The sequence below is a fragment of the Salinicola sp. genome, from assembly GCF_982684285.1.
Map to the genome: position 1 here is coordinate 1 of NZ_CEXLVS010000500.1, position 1171 is coordinate 1171.

Genomic DNA, 1171 nt, shown 5'->3' on the forward strand with positions numbered 1-1171 from the left:
ATCACTATTCACAAAATGACGGAAGCGTTTTAGCTTGCTCTCATCTTCAATGGTTGCTTTCCATTCACATTGATACGTTTCAACAACATGCTCCATTTGTATTTCTAACTGTTCACAAATAGCTAATTTATCGTCTATCACTACTGATTTCAGATAATCGAGACCACCTTCCATATTCTCCATCCATACCGATGTACGTTGTAATCTATCAGCAGTTCGAACATAGAACGTCAAAATGCGATCAATGTATTTAATCAGTGTTTCTTTATCTAAATTGGTTGCAAACAAATCACCATGGCGAGGTTTCATGCCGCCGTTACCACAAACATAAAGATTCCAACCTCCTTCAACAGCGATGATACCGATATCTTTGCTTTGAGCCTCCGCACATTCACGGGTACAACCAGATACTGCAAACTTAATTTTATGTGGCGCTCGTAAACCTTTGTAGCGATTTTCAAGCTCAACAGCAAGACCAACACTATCATCAACACCAAAGCGGCACCATGTACTACCGACACAAGATTTAACCGTACGTAATGATTTACCGTAAGCGTGACCACTTTCAAAACCAGCATCAATTAGCTCTTTCCAAATCAATGGCAACTGATCAACGCGGGCACCAAACATATCAACACGTTGCCCACCGGTTACCTTAGTATATAGACCATATTTCTTAGCAATTTGGCCAATAGCTATCAATCCTTCTGGTGTAACTTCACCGCCCGTCATGCGAGGAATAACCGAATAAGTACCGTCTTTTTGGACATTCGCTAGGAAGGTGTCATTGGTATCTTGTAAACCGACATGCTCATTTTTCAAGACATATTCATTCCAATACGACGCTAGGATGGAGCCCACCGCTTGCTTACAAATTTCACAACCCTTACCTGAGCCATGTTTACTTAATAGCTCGCTGAACGATTTAATTTCTTCAACCACAATCAGGTTATAAAGATCTTGGCGGGTGTACGGGAAATGCTCACAAATATCGGTATTAACTTCAATACCTGATTTTTCCAACTCACAATCAAGCACTGATTTTAATAGCGCAGCACAACCACCACAGCCTGTAGCAGCTTTAGTGTCATCTTTTAGAGCACCTAAGGTCGTACATCCATTGTCAATAGAGGCACAAATAGCACCTTTCGATACGTCATAACAAGAACAT

General features: G+C 40.9%; 1 protein-coding gene. It reads right to left on the reverse strand.

All coding sequences use genetic code 11. The annotated features are described in order from the left end of the window. Positions 1 to 1171 (reverse strand): (2Fe-2S)-binding protein (locus AC3AYF_RS21450; protein ID WP_487780493.1); only part of this gene is annotated, 1171 nt, incomplete at both ends.